The following is a 3,857-nucleotide window of genomic DNA, read 5'->3' as shown; positions in this document are numbered from 1 at the left end:
GGGCGTTCAGCGATTCGGAGTAAAAGCAGTCTTGGATGATTTTTTAAGAAACAAATACAGATGGGAAGTGGAGCTTTTAAGAAAAATCCAAAAATTTGTCGCAAATCGCGCTAAAAAAATTATTGTACCTAGCGAGTATTTGAAGAGGGTTGTGACAAGATGGGGAATTAGGCCAGAAAAAATTTCCGTGGTTTATAATACCTTTCAAGACAATGAGTTGTTTCGCTTTCCTCGCATGGCTCGGGGTGGCTTCGCCAAACCCGCTCAACAACTCATTGACTCTCGACTAATAGTCTCGGCAGGCAGGCTAGTGCCTTGGAAAGGATTCGGCGCGCTGATTGAAATTATGCCGGAGATTTTGAAAGAAATACCGGAGGCAAGGCTGATTATTATTGGGGATGGGCCGGAATATAAAAATTTAAAATTAAAAATTCAAAATTTAAAATTAGAGGATCGCATTATTATGGTTGGAAACCTGACGCGCGAAAAAGTTTTAGAGTATTTAGTCGCCGCTGACGTTTTTGCGCTAAACACGGCCTATGAAGGATTTTCACACCAAATTTTAGAAGCAATGGCGCTCGGCGTGCCAGTTGTAACAACCGACTCCGGAGGTAATCCAGAGCTTATTGAAGACGGCGAATCCGGTTTTTTGCTAAAGTTCAACGACAAAGAAGCGTTAAAAGAAAAAATAATTGAACTTTTATCTAATAATTTTTTAGCTCAAAAATTATCCAAAAACGCCAAGAAAAAAGCGGCAGAATTCTCAAAAGAGAGGATGATAAAAGGCACAATAAGGGCCTTCTGTGGATAAGCGGCTTGACATTGGCAAAGCGTAGGGGTACAATGGATTTATTAGTAAGATAACTGTTTATTCTTATGAAGAACTATATTTTTTCGAAGTTTACGTTAACCCCTTGTAATTTAGAAACTAGGGCGCTTTGCATTGGCGCTTGGATGGTTAAGATTAGCCTTATGATATTCAAATCTAGAGAAATGGCAGCAGAATTTGAAAGAGAGCTCTTTAGAACTCAAGACAAGAATTTAATGCTTTCTTACGCGCGCACTATTCATATGCCGGGAGCTTTATTAAAGCTAATAATGAAGGCTAACGATATCTTGGTAGGCGTGTTATTTAAGTTTGCTGAAGCAGTTTAATGCGCCTGTTTCTCTGTTGAAATATTAGTCCAAAAAAGCTCGCCTCGTGAGCTTTTTTGGTTCTTCGCGGGGTTATAATGAAACAATGCGAGTTTTAATGATAAGCGGGGATCCGGGGGTTTTGGATCCGAATACGGAAGTTGGCAAAAGAATGGTGGAGTATAGAGAAGCTTTCGGCGAGCTTGATATTTTGCTTGCCTACGGAAACGCTTTTAGATTTATGGGTGCGTTTTTTTCTGGGCTTAAAATGCTGCTACAAAAAAAACTAGATATTATTACGGCCCAGGATACGGAACACTTTTTTTTGGCTTGGCTTTTTTCAAAATTATTTAGGATTCCTTGGCAGATGCAGATACATACTGATATTCTAAGCCCTTATTTTAAGGAGCAATCTTTAAAAAATAAAATACGCGTTATGCTAGCAAAGTTTTTACTACCGCGAGCTGGGTGTATTCGCGTTGTGAGTGAGAGAATTAAAAAATCAGTGATTAATTATAATAAGTCACTTTCCAGCTGCGTTACCACCCTCCCAATTTTTGTTGATGTCGAAAAATTTAAAAATACACTTATTAAAACCGATCTACATAAAAAATATCCGGGCCTCTTTATAATTTTGATGGCTTCCCGAATAACACAAGAAAAAAATATCGGACTGGCGCTTGAGGCACTGTCTCTAATTCGCGCGAATAAGCAAATAATACTTCTTGTTGTCGGCGACGGGCCGGAAAAAGATAGCTTACGGCTTAAAGCGTATAGCATAGAGCTGGGCGACAATGTTGTTTTTGAGATAAACACCGCAGATATTATTTCTTATTACAAAACCTGCGATTTATTTTTGCTGACTTCAAATTATGAGGGGTATGGGCGCACTTTGATTGAGGCTGCATCTGCCGGGGCAAAAATTATCTCAAGCGATGTAGGCATCGCCCCAGAAGTTTTAGACCAGAGCTGCATCTTTAAAGTTGGAGACAAAGACGATTTAGCTGAAAAAATTAACGCCGCTTTTGCTAGTCGACTCAAACCGCCAAAACCTCTTATTCCCCAAACAAAAGAGGAATATTTAAAGTTATATAAGAGAAGTTTTGAGGTATGCATAAATAAAAAATGAACCTTTTAATTCTCACTCAAAAAGTTGATAAAAATGATGATAATTTAGGATTCTTTCATCGCTGGCTGGAACAATTTTCTAAAAATACTGGCAAGCTTTTTGTGGTCGCAAACTATCTTGGAAATTACGCCTTGCCGCCTAACGTTCGTCTGGAGTCTTTGGGAAGAGAAAAAGGATTAGGCAGAATCAGGCGATATTTAAATTTTTATAAATATCTATTTGAGATTTTGCCTAAAACCGATGCAATATTTGTTCACATGATCCCAGCTTGGGTTATTTTGGTTTGGCCCATTGCTTTAATTTTCCGGAAAAAAATATATTTATGGTACACGCATAAGTCGGTAACTTTTTCGCTTCGGCTTGCCGAAACATTGGTTGAGAAAATCTTTACCGCTTCTACCGAAAGCTGCCGTTTGGACTCTAAAAAAATCATCATAACCGGCCATGGGATTGATACGGAGTATTTTAAACCAAAAGATTTACCGAAAAACAGCGAGAGTTTGAAAATTTTAAGCGTAGGGCGCATAACTCTTTCCAAAGATTATGAATTTTTATTGGAAGTCATGGGGGTCGTAAAAACCCGCGGCTATGACGCAGTTCTAGATGTTGTGGGCGCTCCGATGACCTCTGCAGATTTTAGCTATAAAAATAAGCTTGATGATTTAATTAAAAAGAAAAGCTTGCAAAACATTGTCAATTTCATTGGGCCAAAAACTTATGCCGAAATGCCGGACGTTTATAGCAGCCACGATATTTTGTTGCATGCCAGTGAAACCGGAAGCCTTGACAAAGCCGTTTTAGAAGCGATGTCCTGCGCCTTGCCGGTTGTCACCACCAGCGAGGCGTTCTACAAAATTTTGCCTGATCGGTATTTAGTAAAACAAAAAAATCCGCGCGCGATGGCGGAGCGGATTGTCCGGTTGAAATTCATGGGCAAAGATTTATCATTACGGAAAACGATAGCACAAAACCATAATTTAAATAATTTAGTGGAGAAAATAGTTGTTAATTTATGAGCGATAAAATACCATGTTCAGTCGGCATACTGACGCTGAATAACGGCCAGACACTCCGGCGCTGTTTGGATTCGCTCAAGGACTTTGCCGAAATTATAATCTGCGACGGCAACAGCACCGATAATACTTTAGAAATCGCCCGCGAATACGAAGCTAAAATAATAAAACAATACGATTCCAACAAACCCAATCTGCGCTGCGTAAAAGATAAAGCCAATGTCCGGATGAAGAATATGTTAGCGTCGTCCTATGATTGGTATTTTTTTATGGATTCGGACGATACTTTATCCCCAGGAGTCATTGAAGAGATTAGAAAGATAACCACGAATCAGCGTCCGGAATTTCTGGTTTATCGCATGCCCACAAGAATTTTTATAGACGGCAAAGAAATAAGGCACGAGGCAAGTTATCCTTCGTATCAAACAAGGCTCATAAATCGCAAAATAAAGCCATATTTTAAGGGCAAGGTGCATGAGCGCTTGGAATTTGATCGCTTGAAATACAAAGTCGGCGAGCTTCAAAGTCGTTACGATTTCCATTGGCCGATGGAGCGCGTGCTAAATTTTTGGAAGTATCAA

The 3,857-nt window shown here is 39.5% G+C and carries 5 protein-coding genes; all 5 read left to right on the top strand.

Translation table 11 applies throughout. The annotated features are described in order from the left end of the window. Nucleotides 1-811, top strand: an 811-nt coding sequence (locus Q8Q95_04625) for a glycosyltransferase family 4 protein (GenBank protein ID MDP3764864.1), incomplete at its 5' end; no start/stop codon positions are given. A 161-nt stretch (nucleotides 812-972) separates the two neighbouring features. Continuing rightward, entirely contained in the window at nucleotides 973-1,155 is a 183-nt protein-coding gene (locus Q8Q95_04620) for a hypothetical protein (GenBank protein MDP3764863.1), read from the top strand. Between the two features lie 97 nt (nucleotides 1,156-1,252). Beyond that, a complete protein-coding gene (locus Q8Q95_04615; protein ID MDP3764862.1) occupies nucleotides 1,253-2,263 on the top strand; it encodes a glycosyltransferase family 4 protein in 1,011 nt (336 codons plus the stop codon). Further along, nucleotides 2,260-3,279, top strand: a complete 1,020-nt coding sequence (locus tag Q8Q95_04610) for a glycosyltransferase family 4 protein (GenBank protein ID MDP3764861.1) — start codon at nucleotides 2,260-2,262, stop codon at nucleotides 3,277-3,279. Before Q8Q95_04615 ends, Q8Q95_04610 begins: the two co-directional genes overlap by 4 nt. Continuing rightward, on the top strand, nucleotides 3,276-3,857 hold a 582-nt coding region (locus Q8Q95_04605), incomplete at its 3' end, for a glycosyltransferase (protein MDP3764860.1). The genes Q8Q95_04610 and Q8Q95_04605, both read left to right, overlap by 4 nt.

It is taken from the genome of bacterium (assembly GCA_030697795.1).
Lineage (GTDB): Bacteria > Patescibacteriota > Minisyncoccia > JACQLN01 > JACQLN01 > JACQLN01.
Note: the sequence above shows the minus strand (reverse complement) of the source record. Positions and strands in the feature narration are given on the sequence as shown.